The 17,810-nt window shown below is 47.2% G+C and carries 15 protein-coding genes; 7 read left to right on the top strand and 8 right to left on the bottom strand.

Annotated elements, in window-relative coordinates:
• The first annotated feature begins 115 nt into the window (after positions 1-115).
• Positions 116-859 (top strand): Uma2 family endonuclease, encoded by a 744-nt coding sequence (locus K4A83_RS10890; RefSeq protein WP_265264561.1) that lies wholly within the window; start codon positions 116-118, stop codon positions 857-859.
• On the opposite strand, the gene K4A83_RS10895 is transcribed toward K4A83_RS10890, so the two are convergent.
• Positions 856-1,596, bottom strand: coding sequence for a DevA family ABC transporter ATP-binding protein (locus K4A83_RS10895; protein WP_265264563.1), 741 nt, complete (start codon positions 1,594-1,596; stop codon positions 856-858). The two genes, K4A83_RS10890 and K4A83_RS10895, sit on opposite strands and share 4 nt — an antisense overlap.
• Before the next feature lie 186 nt (positions 1,597-1,782).
• Here K4A83_RS10895 and K4A83_RS10900 point away from each other — a divergent pair, with 186 nt between their 5' ends.
• Complete coding sequence (locus K4A83_RS10900) at positions 1,783-2,109, top strand: hypothetical protein (protein ID WP_265264564.1); 327 nt, start codon at positions 1,783-1,785, stop codon at positions 2,107-2,109.
• A 54-nt stretch (positions 2,110-2,163) separates the two neighbouring features.
• On the opposite strand, the gene devC is transcribed toward K4A83_RS10900, so the two are convergent.
• The 4 genes from devC to K4A83_RS10920 form a co-directional block, all read right to left on the bottom strand.
• Positions 2,164-3,315 (bottom strand): ABC transporter permease DevC, encoded by a 1,152-nt coding sequence (gene devC, locus K4A83_RS10905; protein ID WP_265264566.1) that lies wholly within the window; start codon positions 3,313-3,315, stop codon positions 2,164-2,166.
• 3 nt (positions 3,316-3,318) lie between these two features.
• Positions 3,319-4,524 (bottom strand): ABC exporter membrane fusion protein, encoded by a 1,206-nt coding sequence (locus tag K4A83_RS10910; RefSeq protein ID WP_265264567.1) that lies wholly within the window; start codon positions 4,522-4,524, stop codon positions 3,319-3,321.
• A 110-nt stretch (positions 4,525-4,634) separates the two neighbouring features.
• Positions 4,635-6,782 carry a DNA helicase RecQ gene (gene recQ / locus K4A83_RS10915; RefSeq protein WP_265264568.1) on the bottom strand — a complete coding sequence of 716 codons (2,148 nt, stop codon included), beginning with the start codon at positions 6,780-6,782 and terminating at the stop codon, positions 4,635-4,637.
• Between the two features lie 23 nt (positions 6,783-6,805).
• The gene (locus tag K4A83_RS10920; protein WP_265264569.1) at positions 6,806-7,270 is read right to left on the bottom strand and encodes a hypothetical protein; all 465 of its coding nucleotides are present in this window, start codon (positions 7,268-7,270) and stop codon (positions 6,806-6,808) included.
• 238 nt (positions 7,271-7,508) lie between these two features.
• Between K4A83_RS10920 and K4A83_RS10925 the strand changes: the two genes are divergently transcribed.
• The 3 genes from K4A83_RS10925 to K4A83_RS10935 all read left to right on the top strand — a co-directional run bounded on the left by K4A83_RS10925 (position 7,509) and on the right by K4A83_RS10935 (position 9,293).
• Positions 7,509-8,690, top strand: coding sequence for an RtcB family protein (locus K4A83_RS10925; protein WP_265264570.1), 1,182 nt, complete (start codon positions 7,509-7,511; stop codon positions 8,688-8,690).
• A 140-nt stretch (positions 8,691-8,830) separates the two neighbouring features.
• Positions 8,831-9,091 (top strand): PIN domain-containing protein, encoded by a 261-nt coding sequence (locus K4A83_RS10930; RefSeq protein ID WP_265264571.1) that lies wholly within the window; start codon positions 8,831-8,833, stop codon positions 9,089-9,091.
• A complete protein-coding gene (locus K4A83_RS10935) occupies positions 9,081-9,293 on the top strand; it encodes a hypothetical protein (RefSeq protein ID WP_265264572.1) in 213 nt (70 codons plus the stop codon). Before K4A83_RS10930 ends, K4A83_RS10935 begins: the two co-directional genes overlap by 11 nt.
• Before the next feature lie 222 nt (positions 9,294-9,515).
• Here K4A83_RS10935 and K4A83_RS10940 read toward each other — a convergent pair whose 3' ends face one another.
• Together K4A83_RS10940 and K4A83_RS10945 are read right to left on the bottom strand one after the other, a co-directional pair.
• The gene (locus tag K4A83_RS10940) at positions 9,516-10,781 is read right to left on the bottom strand and encodes a sacsin N-terminal ATP-binding-like domain-containing protein (protein ID WP_265264574.1); all 1,266 of its coding nucleotides are present in this window, start codon (positions 10,779-10,781) and stop codon (positions 9,516-9,518) included.
• Between the two features lie 477 nt (positions 10,782-11,258).
• Positions 11,259-11,894, bottom strand: a complete 636-nt coding sequence (locus tag K4A83_RS10945; protein ID WP_265264575.1) for a Uma2 family endonuclease — start codon at positions 11,892-11,894, stop codon at positions 11,259-11,261.
• A gap of 250 nt (positions 11,895-12,144) precedes the next feature.
• On the opposite strand from K4A83_RS10945, the gene K4A83_RS10950 reads away from it, so the two are divergent.
• Positions 12,145-12,291, top strand: a complete 147-nt coding sequence (locus tag K4A83_RS10950; protein WP_265264576.1) for a hypothetical protein — start codon at positions 12,145-12,147, stop codon at positions 12,289-12,291.
• Entirely contained in the window at positions 12,251-12,499 is a 249-nt protein-coding gene (locus K4A83_RS10955) for a hypothetical protein (RefSeq protein WP_265264577.1), read from the top strand. The genes K4A83_RS10950 and K4A83_RS10955 overlap by 41 nt, the downstream gene beginning before the upstream one ends.
• 87 nt (positions 12,500-12,586) lie before the next feature.
• Here K4A83_RS10955 and K4A83_RS10960 read toward each other — a convergent pair whose 3' ends face one another.
• Positions 12,587-17,251, bottom strand: coding sequence for a glutamate synthase-related protein (locus tag K4A83_RS10960; protein ID WP_265264578.1), 4,665 nt, complete (start codon positions 17,249-17,251; stop codon positions 12,587-12,589).
• Positions 17,252-17,810 lie beyond the last annotated feature (559 nt).

Below are 17,810 nucleotides of genomic sequence, written 5' to 3' on the forward strand. Positions count from 1 at the left end.
TCAGCAACCGGGTTTCTAGTCTTGACTGGAGAGAAATGGAGAAAAAGTACCTTTGTCCTAAAGACTTGCTAAACTAAAAAAGATGATTTCCCCTCACCCAGAGGAGATAATTCCCATGACCATTTCCTTGGATTGTGAGATACTCTACCCCGACAGTGACGGTCAGCCCATGGCAGACAATACCCTACAATTTCGCTGGATTGTCCTGATTAAAGAAAACCTAGACCTGCTGTTTGCTGACCAGCCCGATGTTTTCGTAGCCGGAGATTTGCTGTGGTATCCCGTGGAAGGACACCCGGAAATCCGCGTCGCTCCTGATGCACTGGTAGCATTTGGCCGTCCAAAGGGAGAACGCGGGTCTTATAAACAATGGGAAGAGGATAATATTGCCCCTCAAGTGGTATTTGAAATTCTTTCCCCCGGCAATCGTTTAAAAGAGATGAGCAAAAAGCAGCAATTTTATGACGATTATGGGGTAGAAGAATATTATATTTACAACCCAGACCGCAATGATTTACATGGACTGTATCGCACAGCAGAAGGATTGAGAGCGATTGAGGAAATCCAGAATTGGATAAGTCCTCGTTTGGGGATTCGTTTTGTATTGACTGGGACGACTTTAGAACTGTATCGTCCCGATGGGCGACCATTCCTGAGCTTTTTGCAGTTGGAACAACGGGCCGAGCAGGAACGGCAACGCGCTGAACAGGCTGACCAACGGGCCCAACAAGCCGACCAGAGGGCGGAACAGGAACGGCAACGAGCGGAACAGGAAAGGCAACGCGCTGAACAGGAACGCCAACGCGCTGAACGATTAGCGGCACAACTGAGAGCTTTAGGTATTGACCCGGAAAGCTAACCCCCAGCAGACAAAGATATTTGATGATTAGTCACGGATCCTTTAGCTGTTGGTGGGGTGACTACTTGTTCTGTTAGATGTCCATCTTCCATTTCCACAATACGATCGGCTACGTCCAAAATCCGGTTATCGTGGGTCACAAGCAGGATGCTACAGCCTTGTTCTCTCGCTAGTTTCTGCATTAATTCCACTACATCGCGCCCGGATTTACTATCGAGGGAGGCGGTGGGTTCGTCGGCTAGGACTAATTTGGGGTGGCTGACTAGGGCGCGAGCAATGGCGACTCGTTGTTTCTGTCCTCCTGAAAGTTGGGCGGGATAGTAGTTAACATGATCTTCTAGTCCGACGGCTTTTAGGATGTCAATGGAACGCTGTTTGGCTTCTTTTTCGCTGTGGGGATGGAGTTCAATGGACATCTGGACGTTTTGCCGGGCGGTGAGGGAATTTAACAAGTTGTGAGCTTGGAAAATATAGCCAATGTTGCGGCGAATTTTGACCATCTGGCGGCGGTTTGCGCCGACTAATTCTTGAGTGAGGACTTTCAGGCTTCCGCTATGGGGCGATCGCAATCCTCCCATTAAGGTGAGTAAGGTGGTTTTCCCGGAGCCAGATGGGCCTTTCATAATCACAATTTCCCCGGAATAGAGGGTTAAGTGAATATTAAACAGAATTTGTTTTTTCAGTGCGCCCTGACCAAAGAAAAAATCTAGATTGTGGATTTCTATAATTGGCTTCATTCGTTTAGGAGAGTCAACTTAAAGCAAAATGGTAGGATAATTTGAGCGTTACGGTATCAGGATGTTAAGCCAAGGGATAAGTTAAGCTGGGGGATAAGTTAAGCCGAGGGATAAAAGGACTCCAAAACGATGAATTTATGGTTGCGCGGGATAAAAAAAAGCCGCTGGGTTATTTTAGGATTGATCTTGGGTATTTCCTTATTTTTGCGGTTGACTATTCCCTTATTCGCTCACAGTAGTTTAACCCAGTGCCATTATAAAAATCAACCCCTCTATGGCAAGGTCAAAATTGTTGAAAATTTACCGGATTTTAAAATCAAAGTGGTTTCTAGTTTTCCCCAACTAAAAGTTCAGTGGGTAAACGCCTTCCCCAATCGTTGTGGACAATGGCAGTCTGTTGAGCATTTTCCAGATTTTACGGTGCAGTTTGTTGAGCATTTTCCAGATTTTACAGTGCAGTTTGTTGAGCATTTTCCAGGAATTTCTGCTATATCCGAAAGGGGGAATTCCTGACTTCCTACCGACGCTTTTCTACAGGGAGAGCGCGGGGCAAGTGGCGCGGATTGCCTAAAAAATATCGGCGGGATCGGCTGCATCTAAACGTCGTACAGCAATGACTCCTGAACCAATACACATCACCATGGTTAAGTTAAAAACTAAACTGGCTTTTTGGAAATCCATTTGCACAGGTAAGCTGGTTGCATCGGCTGTGACAGAATATAAGGTAGTGGAGAGTAAAAAACCGGGAATATAGCCTACAACGGCTAAAATAATGGCTTCTTGAAAGACGACTTTAAGTAAATAAGAAGATTTGTAGCCCATTGCTTTTAATGTGGCATATTCGGGCAAATGATCGGAAACGTCGGTATAGAGAATTTGGTAAACAATCACCATGCCCACAATAAATCCCATGCCTGCGCCAAGGGAGAAAATAAACCCAATGGCGGTGCTTTCTTGCCAGTAGGATTTCTCAAAATCAATAAATTCTTGACGGGATAAGACTAAAACATCATTGGGCAGTTGTTCTCTTAAAACATTAATGATCGGCTGAGGATCTGTCCCGGGATGAACTTTAATCACCCCTACATCAATGACGCTGGGATCTCGTGTTTTACCGAACATCCGAATAAAGTTTAAATCACTGGTAACAATGTTGCCATCTGCGCCAAAGGATGCCCCAAGGGGGAATAATCCGCCAACGGTTAAGCGCCGCCCAACGGCTTCGGTGGTGACGGTTTTTCCTTGATTGAACCATTCAACTACTGGACCAAATTCGGGGCGGGAACGTTCGTCAAATAACACCACATCGGAGAGTTTAATTTGATCTAAGTTGGCTTCAATGGCAGGGATTTTTAAGATGTTTTCATTGGGGTTAATGCCAATAACCATAATGGAGCGAGTGGCGTTAGTTTCAGGATTTTTCCAGAGGGCAAAGTCTAAGTATAAGGGATGGACGGAAGCGACTCCCTGCACGCCCAAGGCTTGATAAATCCGACGTTTAGAAAAGCTGGCCATTGCGATGAGGGCGTTGGATTCGGGACTCATCAGGAAAATATCGCCTTCGAGTTGGTTATGCAACACAACAGCACTGGCAAAGAGGGCATCTCTAAAGCCAAACTGCATGAACATCAAAATGTTGGCAAAACTAATGCCTGCTAGGGCCACCAAAAGGCGGATTTTTTCGTGGGTGAGTTGCAACCAAGCGAGGGGGATTTTCATGTTTTAAAGTAGGATTCTAACTAAAACTTTGGCGTTGGTGAGTCCGGCGACTTGTTGACTGGCGGCTGGGGGAAGCATAATATTCACTTCGACTACGCGAACATCGACATCGGCGGCGGGATCGGTGTCTAGTACGTCGCGTTTACCAATTTGTAGCCCAATGTTGCTGACGATGCCTTGTAATTCTCCCTCAAAGGAACCGCTTTGACTGGTGATGATGGCGCGTTGGTTGGGTTGCACTTTGCTAATATCACTTTCATAGACTTCTGCGACTACCATCATTTGGTTGGTTTGCCCGATTTGCACAATGCCTCCGGTTTCTTTGACGGTTTCTCCGGGGTGGGTGTTGATTTTGAGGATTTGGCCGGGAATGGGCGATCGCACAACCGCTAAGTCTAGATCCGCTTGGGCTTGCAAAAAGGCGGCTTTAGCTTGTTCTACTTGGGCTTGGGCTTGACGAATTTCGACGGGGCGGATTTCTTGAATGCGGGCTAAATTGGCTCGGGCTTCTTGGATTTGTTTGTTTAGGGTGGTTAGGAGATTCTGGGCGTTGGCTTTGGCTTCTTCTAGGCGTTTGTTGGCGGTTTCGAGGTTGAGACGGAGGCGATCGCGTTCTGAGGCGGAAACGGCTCCATCTTCGTATAATTGGGCATAGCGTTGATATTCAGTGTTGGCGTTGTTCCCTTCGGCTTCGAGACGTTGTAGGATGGCTCTTTGGCTTTCTTGTTCTAGGGCGAGTTGGGCGGTGAGGCGTTCAACAGTGGTGCGGGCGACTTCGATTTCTCCCTGTTTAGCCCCCGCTTGGACGATGGCTAGGTTGGCTTCGGCGACGGTAATTTCCTGTCGGGCGCGTTCGGCACCTGCCATGAGGCGGTTGTAATTATCAAGGACGGCAATCACTTGTTCCGGTTCGACGCGATCGCCTTGTTTCACCAATAAGCGCGCTACTTTCGCCCCTCCTGTGTTGGAAGGGGGAGCGACGTTAATCACTTCTCCGAGGGGTTCTATGCGTCCTAGGGCGGTGACAGCCTCTATGGTGGGGGGAGGTGCGCTCTCTTGGGATGAGGGGTTCTCGGCGACGTTAGGGGTCATTCGTAAGGCATACCAAGTGCTTCCTCCGACGGCTGCGATCGCCACTACAATCGCACCTACGATCAACCGTTTATCTCCGAGGATTTGCTCTAAGCGGGATTGTAGTTCAGTACCCATGACACTCTCTATTCTAATTCGGAGTTTTCCTTAATGTACCACTGTTTTCAAAAGCCGTCGGGGTAGGGTGTAGGGAAATTTAGAATTGATAATTTATAATTAATCATTAATTACGGTTCACTGTTGACTTTACCTCGCGTTTGCCACCAGCTACAAACCAGACGAATTTCATCATAAGAAAAACTATCATCCAAACATTCTTTAATCGGCGTTAAACGTTCCCCTCCTACTTTTTCAATAACTTCTATAATCTGTTTTTGTCGTTCCCCACGGACAAAGCGACTGATGTCAATGTCTTGCTGACATTTTATTAGATCACTCAAATGATTAACAATTGTTGTAGACTTTAAGTTCCTCTCTTGGGAAATTTGTTCCAAACTTAAGCCCTGCCGATATAACTCAAGGGTTTGCATTTGAGTATCGCTGAGACGATTAATGAAACTATTGTTTTGATAACAAAACTCACGAATCGCTGAAACGAACTGTTCCCCATAACGCTCTAACTTTTGCGCCCCTACCCCTGAAATTTTAGCAAAATCATCTAAATTTTGCGGCGTTTTCTCAGCCATTAACCGTAAACTATAATCCGCAAAAATAACATAGGGCGGCACACCATTTACATCCGCCAGTTGTTTGCGTAATTTTCGTAATCTTTCAAATAACATCTGGGCATCAGAACTTTGTAACGGTTCCTCTCCTGCCCGTTTTGTTGATTTTTGTGGAGTCACCGCAATGGAAACTTCGCGCTGTTTCCGTAACACTTCCCAACTTTTTTTATTCAACTTTAAAGTATTATAACCATCTTGGCTTTGATTGATTAATCCCTGATGAAGTAAAGCACGAGCTAACATTTTCCACTCCTCTTTACTCTTATCTTTACCAATGCCATAGGTCGAGAGTAAATGATGACCATATCCCTCAACTTTCTTACTCCGAGAACCCCGTAATACGTCAATAATATGACTCATGCCAAACTTCTCTTTAGTCCGGGCAACACAAGACAGAAACTTTTGCGCTTCAATTGTCCAATCTTCGATAGGTTTCGGGTCGCGACAATTATCACAATTCTGGCAATTTCCCTTAAACTTTTCCCCAAAATAGCTTAACTGAATAGTGCGGCGGCAAGTTGTTCCCTCCGCATAATCAATCATTTGTTCTAGTTGTTGGTAAGCAATGCGTTGTTCATTGGGATCGGGTTTTTGGTCGATAAAATATCGTACGCGAAAAATATCACTAGAACTATAAAATAAAATACAAGTTGCACTTTCCCCATCCCGTCCAGCCCGTCCTGATTCTTGATAGTATCCTTCTAAATTTCGGGGCAGATCATAATGTAGAACAAAGCGTACATCAGGCTTATTAATCCCCATGCCAAAGGCAATCGTAGCGACAATAATTTGCGCATCATCCCGGATAAAACAGGTTTGATTATGGTTGCGCAGTTCTGGAGTCATGCCTGCATGGTACGGTAAAGCAGAAATATTATCTCGTTGCAGACGGGCGGCAATTTCTTCAACATTTTTACGACTGAGACAATAGATAATGCCTGAACCATTAGCATGGTCTTGAATGATCTTGAGAAGTTGGAGATAACTGCGTTTTTCTTTAGGCTGAACGGCGTAGTATAAATTAGGACGATTAAAGCTGGCAATGTGAAAATGGGGGGCTTGTAGTGCCAGTTGGTTGATGATATCCTGTTGAACTCGTTGGGTTGCGGTGGCTGTGAGTGCCATCATGGGAACATCAGGATACCGTTGCCGTAAAAGCCTGAGTTGACGGTATTCCGGGCGGAAATCGTGACCCCATTCTGAGACACAATGGGCCTCATCAATGGCAAAAGACGCAAGACCTAGGCGATCGCGCAAAATATCCAAAAACGGGATAAAAGACTCACTCAACAAACGTTCTGGGGCAACATAGAGCAGCTTAATAGACCCCGAGAGAATTTGGTGTTCGCGATCGCGCACCTCCTCCCGTTCCAAGCTACTATTTAAAAAAGTCGCCCCAATCCCATTATTCTGTAGCGCATCCACCTGATCCTTCATCAGAGCAATCAAAGGAGACACCACAATCGTCACCCCAGACCGCAACAGAGCCGGGAGTTGATAACACAAAGACTTCCCGCCCCCCGTCGGCATAATCACCAACACATCCCGATTTTGCAGTGCCTCCGTGATAATTTGCCGTTGTCCGGGGCGGAAAGAATCATAACCAAAAAAGTGCTTGAGGGAACTTTCAAGGGAATTTAGTTGATACATTTAGACTATCTCCCAACAACCCCTTACAATACCTGATGCGTATAAGCGTGTTGTTTCACATTATCTTCCGCACTCACCATATTTTCCGCATTCAGCACCCGTTTTTTCTCCGTCGAGTAATTAAAATCCTCCTTCTTCGTCCCCAAAGGAATCAAAACCTGAGCTTCAGGGCGACGCTTATAAGTCCGAGAAGCCGCCACTGCCCGTTCCGCAAAATTTTCACACAATTTCGCATCACTCGGAAACTCCGCCGGAATCGTGATTTCATCCGCCCCAAAAAAATCTCCTAAATTCTTGCCAGAAGCCCATTGATAAGACGTAGGAATCCCCTTCATCAGTGCTTCCAACGCAGAACTAGGAATCGGTTCAATCACTTCCACTTGGGAAACTTCCCCCCCATCCCGCACAAAACAAGTCGCTAAACCAAAAACACAATAATCTGTAGCCGAAACATCAGGGGCATTAGGGAATAAAGTTGCAGAGGCCATATAAGGTGCAGTAATAATTTCTCTCTTCAAGGATCTTATCAGAAATTTCCCTTTTCCAAGACCTACGACCAACCCTTTCCCCCCCATTCCATCCACAGCCACCATTAATTCATCGCCACCCCTAGACAATCCCTGAAAATATATGTAACATATTTGTAGTATGTTTTGCGATTCACAGTCAACACCTTCCCAAGGCGCAGAATCCCGAAAATCGCTAACCTTATTGGCATAGACCATCATGGCTTACGAACCCTTATCCTTATCCACGCCAACACCTGTATTATCTTGGGCTGGGCATCCCCTCGCCTCAGATGAACTAAAAATGGCGAAAAACGTCGCCTCCTTACCCTTTGTGTTCAAGCACGTTGCCTTAATGCCAGATGTTCACCTCGGGAAAGGGGCTTTAGTTGGCTCAGTCATTGCCACCAAAGACGCCGTTATTCCCGCCGCCGTTGGCGTTGATATTGGCTGTGGCATGGCCGCCGTCAAAATGCCCTTTCATGCCGATCAATTAGAAGGTAAACTCAAGGAAATTCGCCTTGCTATTGAAGCAGAAATTCCCGTTGGCTTCAACCAAAACAAAGAAGTCGAAAAAGCCGCCACCAACTGGCAAGGCTGGAAAGACTTTAAAGAACTCCATGTAGGAGTCCAACGCTTTGAAAGCCGCGCCCTACATCAAATGGGAACATTAGGGGGAGGAAATCACTTCATTGAATTATGTTTAGACAGTGAAAATTCCATCTGGTTAATGCTTCATTCCGGCTCCCGTTATATCGGCAACCAACTAGCCCAATGCCATATCAGCACCGCCAAGGAATTAATGAAACTAGCCGGGCAAAAATTACCCGACCCAGACCTAGCCTACTTTGTCACAGAAACCCCTGAATTCCAACACTATTGGCGGGACTTACAATGGGCGCAAAATTACGCCCGTTACAACCGGGATGTCATGATGATGCGTTTCAAACGCATTGTAGAAAAATATGTTGCTGGAGGAAAACCCACCAAACCCTTATTAACCGTCAATTGTCATCATAACTACGCCGAAAAAGAAATTCATTTTGGCGAAGAAGTCTATGTCACTCGGAAAGGTGCCGTGCGTGCAACTACCGAAGATTATGGGATTATTCCCGGTTCTATGGGCGCAAAATCCTTTATTGTCAAAGGCAAAGGCAACGTTCACAGTTACTGTAGTTGTAGTCACGGTGCAGGGCGGAAAATGTCTCGGACTAAAGCGAAAAAGCACTTTTCCGTAGATGATTTAGTCGAACAAACCAAGGGGATTGAATGCCGAAAAGATGTCCATGTTTTGGATGAAATTCCCGGCGCTTATAAGTCTATTGAGGAGGTCATGAATCAACAAGCCGATTTAGTAGAAATTGTTGCCACTTTGCGCCAAGTAGTTTGTGTAAAAGGTTGAATCTATTCACCAAGAAACCGGGTTTTTGGGAAGGTTTGGGGGGAAAATGAGGGGATGAGTGCAACCCGGTTTCTTGGCTAGTGGGGGCACAGGGTTTGCAGATGACGGAGGAGGAATGTGAGATAATTGAGTTTAAGTTAATGTCTTATGATGCTATCAATCTCTGGCTGAGTTTGTCCAAGATATATCAGAAACTGACACCTAAGATCCGCCTTCGAGCAAAAGCACTGGAAGAGATGGGTATTAAGTCTTTAGATGCTTTACACATTGCCAGCGCGGAAGCGTCTGGGAGTGATTATTTTCTCACCTGCGATAAACGTCTGATTAATCGCTGCCAAGGACTAGATTTACCCGTTATGAATCCTACCTATTTTATCACGGAGGTTGATTATGAAGGTTGATTTACCGACGGAACAACAAGTTATCAAAGAGGCGCTAAAAATCCTATCTGCTCACATGGCTCCTGTCAAATTTGCGAGATTTGTTGTGGCTTGTCAACTGGGGGAAGGGGATTATTTGTTGAGTAAAGATGAGATATTTTTGGATGAAACAGTGGATAGTTTATATGAGAAGGTTCGGGCTTTTGAGCAGGGAAAAACTTGAGGTAGCGTTTACAAAAAAGAATCGCTCGATATCAATCTCCAGTTACCCATTGGGGAGGCGATCGCGTGAGTTTCGACCCCCGTCCGCCCGGAGTGGTAACGTTGAAGGGGGACGATAATCTCTAGGGAAGTGGTAAGTCATTTCCAGTGAAGCGATCGCTAGAGGTCTTCAGCAACCGGGTTTCTCGGTGGCGGGGGTGGGGTAAAATCCCGATGGTATCCCCTATCCGGTGTGCGGCGATGGATGAACCCAGAGTGCAGGCTTATTATCACGAGAAATATACAGTCTGTTCCCGGCTTCTGACTCAACAATAGGAATCGTCAGTAAAGATTCGCGAATGTTGCCGAGTATATTTTTTTTATACCAATCCTCATCAAAATCATCATTAGCAGGAGGACAACTATTCGCAGCAAGTTGATATAAATCAAACCACTCCTGTTCACTAACATACTCCAAAACCTTTTGATAAAGTAATACACCTCTTTCTATAATTTCTTTATTTCTGTCTACATCAGAACTATCACCTTGTAAATACAGACCATCCCGTTCAGTTTTAGGATTGAAATTTACACTGTTAAAAACCATAGGAAAAGAAAATGATTCTGTCCCAATCAATGGAAATGCACAAAACAAGCGAGGCGTATTATGTTTTATTGGTTTGATTTTATATTTAGAGCCAACTGGTTCAATTTCAATTGCTAGTTCTATTCCTTCTGAATCAGTTGCATAGAGCAAATAAATTTCATCTTCTTGATCACCACAAAAACAAAGAAACTGTAATATGAACAAGCTATCCGTACAAACAATTTTATCAACTAAAGTGAACTCTGATTCTTTTGAGTTTACTGCATCTTTGATTTTGATTGTTCCAATTTGATTTTCTACAAACGCCAATGTATAAAGAATCGATGATTCAAAATCTTCAAGTGTAAGAGTTGCAATTAACTGGTTTGGATTCTTGTACAAGAATTTTGTCCAAGGATCTTGGATAGATTTTATCTGAGTCTTCTGGTAACTAGACCAAGAATTTTCAACTCCTTCAATTAATTCTTCTTCCGTAGAGCCTTGGCGATCAAGAGTAATGCTGAATGAGTATAGGCTTTCTTCATCTGAATATATTCCTTCTACGTCTACTAGTCGAGATAGTGTATGAGTTGTTAAAAAGCCTGTTCCGAATCGACCAATACTCTTCGTGCCTTCTTTAGACGAAAGTTGATGAACTAAATTGGTGACATTTCTGGGAGAAAAGTGTCCTCCATTATGCCTGAATTCTAGTACATCACTCGAAAGGTTGATTTCAATATCAACTGGTCGATCTTGATATGTATCCCTTGCATTTTGTAGCAATTCCCATATCCAACGACGTTTATCTTTATCATTGGCATTTGCTAATTGATTTAATCGATTTCTTATTTTCTGTGCAATAGAACGATTGCCGTCTCTCTTGCGTTCTTCCTCAACTGGATCGTAGTTATCAGGTCTAGACATGACTAGCTATTTTCTCCACAAACGATAAAGAGTAAACAAAGTGATTCTAGAAAGGGAAGGATTTTATGACTACTTCTCTTGAACTGTAAGTCTTCAGAAAATAAAGAGGGCTGTTAAACAGTCTATTTAAAGATGCAACCTCCAAATTATCCCAAACTTTAGATGTTCAGTAATATAGTTTTTCTGAGTATGGCAGTGGATTCAACCAGTTCGAGAAAATCTTACAAAAGCTTAAACAGTATTAAAAAAAAGGTAAAGATTTAGGTGAGGAGTTGACAAACGAACTGTTTAACACACTTCGCGCCACCCCGGAAACTGAGTCTACCATAGCCTCCCTGCCTTTTGAACAGCGACCCCTCCTTACCGCCCCCCGATTCCCTCAGATTTGCGATCGCACCCTAAATCCAGAAATCGGGTTTCTGCCACAACTTCAGCATCCCACTGCCCTCCCCATTCCCGAAGCTGTGAGTTTAAGGTTTAGAGTGTATTGGGATCAATGCCCAGTTCCCGGAGTTTGGCAAAAGCGCGATCGCGCTCCTCAAAAACTGCTTCAGGTTCCTTAAATAATTCTCCATCAGGATGATACACCGCTAAACCTTCAGGAGAGCATTCAAAACGGATATTCAAAAGGGGAGAAGTCCAGGGAAGATGGAGGGGGGTCAGCAGGGTAAAACCCTGATCGGGGCGGGTACGGTGGAAGCCCCAAAAATTATCCTGTTCGGGATCATAAAAAAACATTTCCAACACCCCATATTGTTCATAGAACATTTGCTTATTTGTCATTTCTGCCATCGTGTTGCTGGGAGAAATAATTTCAAAAACCACTTGAGGAGCAATGTTATCTTCTTCCCATTGTTTATAGCTGGATCTGTCCCCGGCAGGGCGGCCCAGGGCAACGAAAACATCAGGGGCTTGGCAGGGGGCGGGGGGTTGCGTAACGGGGACAGGATACCAGAGGAGATCCCCCGCAACAAAAGCCTGCTGGTCTTTCAGGAGTCGCTTCAGGTTGGCGACGAGGCGCACAATCCAGCGATATTGCAAGGTGTTTTCTGCCATAGGTTGGCCGTCGGTGTCGGGGTAGAGGGTTTGGGGAGTGATGGGGGTGTGAACCATGGGGAGAAGGTGGTAGGAGTTTAGATTTGACACTCTCAGGTCTAAAGACGCTGAGATTCTTGAATAGCCCAAAGATTGAGCTTCAAAGGCGTAGTCAAAACACCTCTACTGATTCCACTCAGGTCAAGCCCAAGTGTTACCGCTACCTTTCTTAGGATAGCGGGGAATCTTCCATGATCAGGTGCGGGGTTGTGTCCTCTCCTTTGGTTTGGCTTAAAATAGTAGATTTAGCTGCACGGGAGATTGCGTGGTGAATTGGAGTGATGTGCAAAACCGGGTAATGGAAGCAGTGGCTCGCTATGGCGATCGCACCGATTTCCTCACCATTCGTCTCGAAACCTCCGAAAGTACCCAAATTGTTTTGGAATCGCGGCGGTTGGGGGTTTGCCAGTTTTGACCAGTTGGATCAATTGGAGGTGCAGATTTTGGCTAGTGGGGGGAAAGAAACCGGGTTTCAGGGATGCTGTAGTGGGAAATGGGTCGGTGCAAGAAACCCGGTTTCAGGTTTGAGGTCGGAAACCTGGGAACTGCCGACGGGGAAACTCAACCAAACTCTGAAAAAGCATAGTCAAGACGAAACAGTTAATCCGGTGGGGTCAAAATAGGCGTTCCCGTAGCGTCTCACAACGAGAATCGCCCCTCCAAAAACCCCATTGCTAGGGGTGAGAATCCCCCACCCCTCATCTCAAGGATTACACCGCAGACAGCGCCTTATCCTCGCTCACCGCTCCCGCTTCGGGACTATCGGCCTCCGACGGGGGAACCACTTGCCAGAACTTCGGTAAAGCATTCTCCCAATCCCCTAAAATCGCCTTGCCTTTAGGACTCCCCGTTTTCTCAACATGGGCTTCAATTAACCCCTTGAGTTGTTGCTCCCCGGCCGGAGTAGCAACGCGCTGAATCTTGACGATTTCTGGGTTAACATGACTGGGAAAACGGCCACTTTCATCATAGAAATAAGCCAATCCCCCCGTCATCCCCGCACCCACATTGCGGCCACAGGAGCCTAACACCACAATCACACCCCCAGTCATATACTCACAACAGTGATCTCCCGCCCCTTCAATTACGGCCTGGCCCAGGGAGTTCCGCACCGCGAAACGTTCCCCAGCGCGTCCATTGGCGTAAAGAGTGCCACCTGTTGCCCCGTAGAGGCAGGTATTGCCCACAATGGCATTATCCGCCGGATTATAAGGCGCGTTGGCGGGAGGGGTGATGATAATTTCGCCCCCGTGCATCCCTTTCCCCACATAATCATTGGCCTCTCCGGTCAAGTGTAAGATCATGCCGGGGAGGTTAAAGGCCCCGAAACTTTGCCCGGCCGCCCCTTGGAAATTCAAGTTTAGCTGTCCAGCAAACCCTTGATCTCCGTAGCGTTTGGCAATTTCTCCGGCAATCCGAGCGCCTACACTGCGGTCCGTATTGACAATGTTCACCGTTTTGGTAACAGTGCCTTGGTCTGTGATTGCACCCATAATCTCAGCATCGGCTAATAGTTCATCATCCAAGACCGGGCCATTACTGTGAACCGCTTCATGGACTAACCAAGACCGATCTTCCGTCACTGGGGGTAAAGTTAAACAGGTGACATTTAACCCTTGGGTTTTGGTCACAGCATAATGGTCCCGCGCTTTGAGCAAATCAGAACGACCGATGATTTCCTCTAGGGAACGATACCCTAAACGGGCGAGGAGTTGGCGCACTTCTTCGGCCACAAAATAGAAGAAATTCACCACATCATCGGGGGTACCGGGGAACCGTTTGCGCAGGCGTTCCTGTTGAGTGGCCACCCCGACGGGACAAGCGTTAGTATGGCAGACCCGAGCCATGATACAACCTTCCGCAATCATTGCCACAGAACCAAAGCCGTATTCTTCAGCCCCCATGAGGGCGGCCATGATGACATCGTATCCGGTTTTGATGCCACCATCGGCTCGTAGGAGAACGCGATCGCGCAGATGATTTTCCAGTAACGAACGATGCACCTCCGTCACCCCCAATTCCCAAGGCACCCCGGCGTGTTTAATCGAACTCAAAGGAGAAGCCCCAGTCCCCCCATCATGGCCAGAAATTTGAATCACATCCGCATTGGCCTTTGCCACCCCAGCGGCCACCGTACCAATGCCAATTTCCGCCACCAACTTAACCGAAACCTTCGCCGTGGGGTTGATTTGGTGGAGGTCAAAGATCAATTGTGCTAAGTCTTCAATGGAATAAATATCATGGTGAGGAGGGGGAGAAATCAGCGTCACCCCCGCTTTAGACCGCCGCAACATAGCAATATAATCACTCACCTTTTTCCCCGGCAACTGACCCCCTTCGCCCGGTTTTGCCCCTTGCGCCATTTTGATTTCCACTTGGTCGCCACTCATCAAATACTCAGGAGTCACCCCAAAGCGTCCCGAGGCCACTTGTTTGACCGCAGAATTGGCCGTGTCTCCCTTGCGCAGGCCTTTCAAATAGGGGTGAGAGGGCGATAAACCGTTCTCATCCACATCATCAATCACCCGGTAGCGTAGGGAGTCCTCGCCCCCTTCCCCCGAGTTGGATTTCCCCCCCATACGATTCATCGCCACCGCGAGAGTTTCGTGGGCTTCCGGGGATAAAGCCCCCAAGGACATCGCCCCACTACAGAAGCGTTTGACAATTTCTTCCACCCCTTCCACGTCATCCAGGGCAATGGGGGAGCGATCGCTGTTAAAGTCCAATAAATCCCGTAAAGCAGTAGCTGGGCGGTCTTCGAGATACTTCAAATACGTCTCATAATGATCATAGCCCTGTTCAATCAAGGCTTTAGCCCCATTCCCTTCTTCCTGCATGGTTTTAAAGCCACGCACCGCACTATGAAGGGCTTTCGCCATCTCCGGCGAATTCATATGATATTCCCCACCGGGTTTATACTTCACAAAACCATAGTTTTCCAGCTTGTTGGCGTGGAGTTCCGGGAAAGCGCGCTGATGGAAGGTCATGGTTTCTTGAGCCAAATCCGCTAAAGTCATACCCCCCAAACGGGAAGTCGTCCCCTTAAAGCAGAAATCAACCACATCGGGACCCAAACCAATGGCCTCGAAAATTTGCGCCCCATGATAGGAGGCCAACAGAGAAATCCCCATTTTAGAGAGAATTTTCAGTAATCCCGCCTCTACCGCCTTGCGATAGTGGGATTGGGCTTCAGATCGGCTTAATTGCGCAATCTGACCCCGTTCCATCATCTTTTGAGTCTTATCACTCTGCCACCAGTCTCGGACGGTTTCTAGGGCTAAATAGGGGCAAATGGCAGAGGCTCCATAACCCACTAAACAGGCGAAATGATGGGTACTCCAACATTGAGCCGTTTCCACCACAATAGAGGCCTCTAGGCGCAGTCCCTCCCGGATAAGATGGTGATGGACAGCCCCCACAGCCAACATGGGAGGAATATAGGTCTGGTCAGCCGGGAGGGGTTCCGTTGCCCCTTGGGGGGAAATCGCATCACTTAAAATCAGAATGTGACTCCCGCCTTTCACCGCTTCGGCGGCTTGCTGGGTGAGGGTTTCTAAGGCTCTTTGTAACCCGGTTGGACCATCGGCGACGGGGTAACGGGTGGAGAGGGGGGCCGGGGCAAAATTGGAGGCTTTAATGGCCGCTAATTCCCCTTCGTTTAACACCGGAGTAGAGACTTTCAGCGTGGCCACATCTGACGGTTGCACGTTGAGCAAATTCCCCCGCTTCCCTAATTCCATCACTAAGGACATGACCAAACTTTCCCGTAGAGGGTCAATGGGGGGGTTAGTCACTTGGGCAAAACGCTGCTTAAAGTAGTCGTAGACCAGACGGGGTTTTTCTGAGAGAACCGCTAAGGGGGCATCATCTCCCATACAGAATGTGGGTTCTTTGCCATCTAGGGCCATAGAAATCACAATCATTTCCACATCTTCGGCGGTGTAGCCGAAGCTGGTTTGTTGTTGCAACAGTTCCGGGTGGCTATAGGTGCGTTGGTCGCCGAATGGTTGCGCGGACAGGGACTGACGATGGGTTTTGACCCATTCCCCAAAGGGTTTAGAAATGGCGATGCGTTCTTTAATTTCCCAATTTTTCTGAACTTCGTGGGTTTCTAAGTCTACGGCCATCACTTGACCGGGGCCTAAGCGTCCTTTTTCAATAATGCGACTTTCATCAATGGGAACCACTCCGGCCTCGGAGGCGACAATGACTAACCCATCATGGGTCAGACAATAGCGGGCCGGGCGTAATCCGTTGCGGTCTAAGCTCGCGCCGACGGTTTTTCCATCACAGAAGACTAAGAGCGCTGGCCCGTCCCAAGGTTCTTGGATACTACTGTAAAATTCGTAAAAGTCGGCAATGTGGGGATAGGGTTCTAAGTCGGGTTGATTTTTGTAGGCTTCGGGAACCAAAATCATGGCCGCTTCCAAGGGACTGTAGCCTGTACGCACTAACAGTTCCATTGTACTATCTAAGTTAGCGGAGTCACTATTGGCGGGGTTAACAATGGGGGTGAGGCCTTGGAGTTCTTCCTGAGTCCAGCCGGGTACAGTGAGATGATTTTCCCGGGCGGCCATCCAGTTAATATTGCCGAGGAGGGTGTTAATTTCGCCGTTATGCCCCAGTAAACGCATGGGTTGGGCGAGATACCATTTGGGCATGGTATTGGTGCTAAAACGGCGGTGATAGACGGCGAATAGGCTGGTGTATTGGGGGTTTTTGAGGTCGGAGTAAAAGTCGCCGAGGATGACGGAACGCACCATTCCTTTATAGACTAGGGTGCGGCAGGAGAAGGAGCAGATATAGAAGTCATCGGAGAGTTTTTTTCCGACTCGCGATCGCGCAATATACAAAACCCGGTCCAATTCCGCCCCACTCAAAGTATCCGATGTCACCATCACCTGTTCAATTCGGGGCATATATTGCCGCGCTTGGGGGCCGAGAACTTCGGGATGAGTCGGCACTACCCGCCACCCCAACACCTGCACCCCCACCTGTTGCACCATCTCCTCAATATAAGCCCGTCCGGCTTGGGCTTCGGCTTCTCCTTGGGGCAAGAACACCATCCCTACACCCAATTGATCAACTCCGGGCATGGGGATCTGATGTTCGCTAAACCAAGACTCAAACACTAAGCGAGGAATCCCTGTCATGATGCCTGCACCATCGCCGGAATCGTAATCGGCACTACAGCCTCCCCGATGTTCGAGACAACCTAATGCCCCCAGTGCCTGTTCAATAATTTCATGGTTGACGCTTCCGGTGGTATTGGCGAGAAAGCCTACTCCACAAGCATCTCGTTCTTCTACTAGCCAAGGCTGACCCGGGTAGGGATGTTCTACTGTAGAAGTATGTTTAAGGGTTTGATTTTCCATATTGTGCGTTAACCTGATTGACGGTTGATTTTTTTGATAAGGGTTCGTGGACAGTGAAAGGTTTACTGTCCACTACTTTAGTGATCTTAAACTCCGATCCGAGAGATTGATCTAGGCGGAAGAAGCATTTAGTCCACCCTTCATCATGAGGACTTCAGTCCGGGCTGATCACAGGGGGATCGTCCATTATATCGGTCTGGGCTGAAATTGCAAGTCTACAAACCGAATTGCTTGTTGTTGGGCTTTAGCCCTAAAATGCGCGCTGAAGCGCAACTACAAACCGAATTGCTCGTTGTTGGGCTTTAGCCCTAAAATGCGCGCTGAAGCGCAACTACAAACCGAATTGCTCGTTGTTGGGCTTTAGCCCTAAAATGCGCGCTGAAGCGCAACTACGAACCTTTGATGAAATTTTAAAGAAAAATGTACGAGTATCTTGACGCTCCCATCGCTAAAAGCGAGGGATTCCCTGTTCAACCAGTTACCTTATCTACTAAGCTCTCACCTAATAGACAGTGGGTAGTCTGTCCGAGGGCTTAAATTCCTGTCCGCCCGACAGTAT

Source organism: Spirulina subsalsa FACHB-351 (genome assembly GCF_026130165.1).
Lineage (GTDB): Bacteria > Cyanobacteriota > Cyanobacteriia > Cyanobacteriales > Spirulinaceae > Spirulina_A > Spirulina_A subsalsa_A.

Bases quoted from the DNA above. Each gene is read 5' to 3' on its own strand.
- K4A83_RS10890 (WP_265264561.1), top strand. From the start codon at position 116: ATGACCATTTCCTTGGATTGTGAGATACTCTACCCCGACAGTGACGGT.
- K4A83_RS10895 (WP_265264563.1), bottom strand. From the start codon at position 1,596: ATGAAGCCAATTATAGAAATCCACAATCTAGATTTTTTCTTTGGTCAG.
- devC (WP_265264566.1), bottom strand. From the start codon at position 3,315: ATGAAAATCCCCCTCGCTTGGTTGCAACTCACCCACGAAAAAATCCGC.
- K4A83_RS10910 (WP_265264567.1), bottom strand. From the start codon at position 4,524: ATGGGTACTGAACTACAATCCCGCTTAGAGCAAATCCTCGGAGATAAA.
- recQ (WP_265264568.1), bottom strand. From the start codon at position 6,782: ATGTATCAACTAAATTCCCTTGAAAGTTCCCTCAAGCACTTTTTTGGT.
- K4A83_RS10920 (WP_265264569.1), bottom strand. From the start codon at position 7,270: ATGGCCTCTGCAACTTTATTCCCTAATGCCCCTGATGTTTCGGCTACA.
- K4A83_RS10925 (WP_265264570.1), top strand. From the start codon at position 7,509: ATGGCTTACGAACCCTTATCCTTATCCACGCCAACACCTGTATTATCT.
- K4A83_RS10930 (WP_265264571.1), top strand. From the start codon at position 8,831: ATGTCTTATGATGCTATCAATCTCTGGCTGAGTTTGTCCAAGATATAT.
- K4A83_RS10935 (WP_265264572.1), top strand. From the start codon at position 9,081: ATGAAGGTTGATTTACCGACGGAACAACAAGTTATCAAAGAGGCGCTA.
- K4A83_RS10940 (WP_265264574.1), bottom strand. From the start codon at position 10,781: ATGTCTAGACCTGATAACTACGATCCAGTTGAGGAAGAACGCAAGAGA.
- K4A83_RS10945 (WP_265264575.1), bottom strand. From the start codon at position 11,894: ATGGTTCACACCCCCATCACTCCCCAAACCCTCTACCCCGACACCGAC.
- K4A83_RS10960 (WP_265264578.1), bottom strand. From the start codon at position 17,251: ATGGAAAATCAAACCCTTAAACATACTTCTACAGTAGAACATCCCTAC.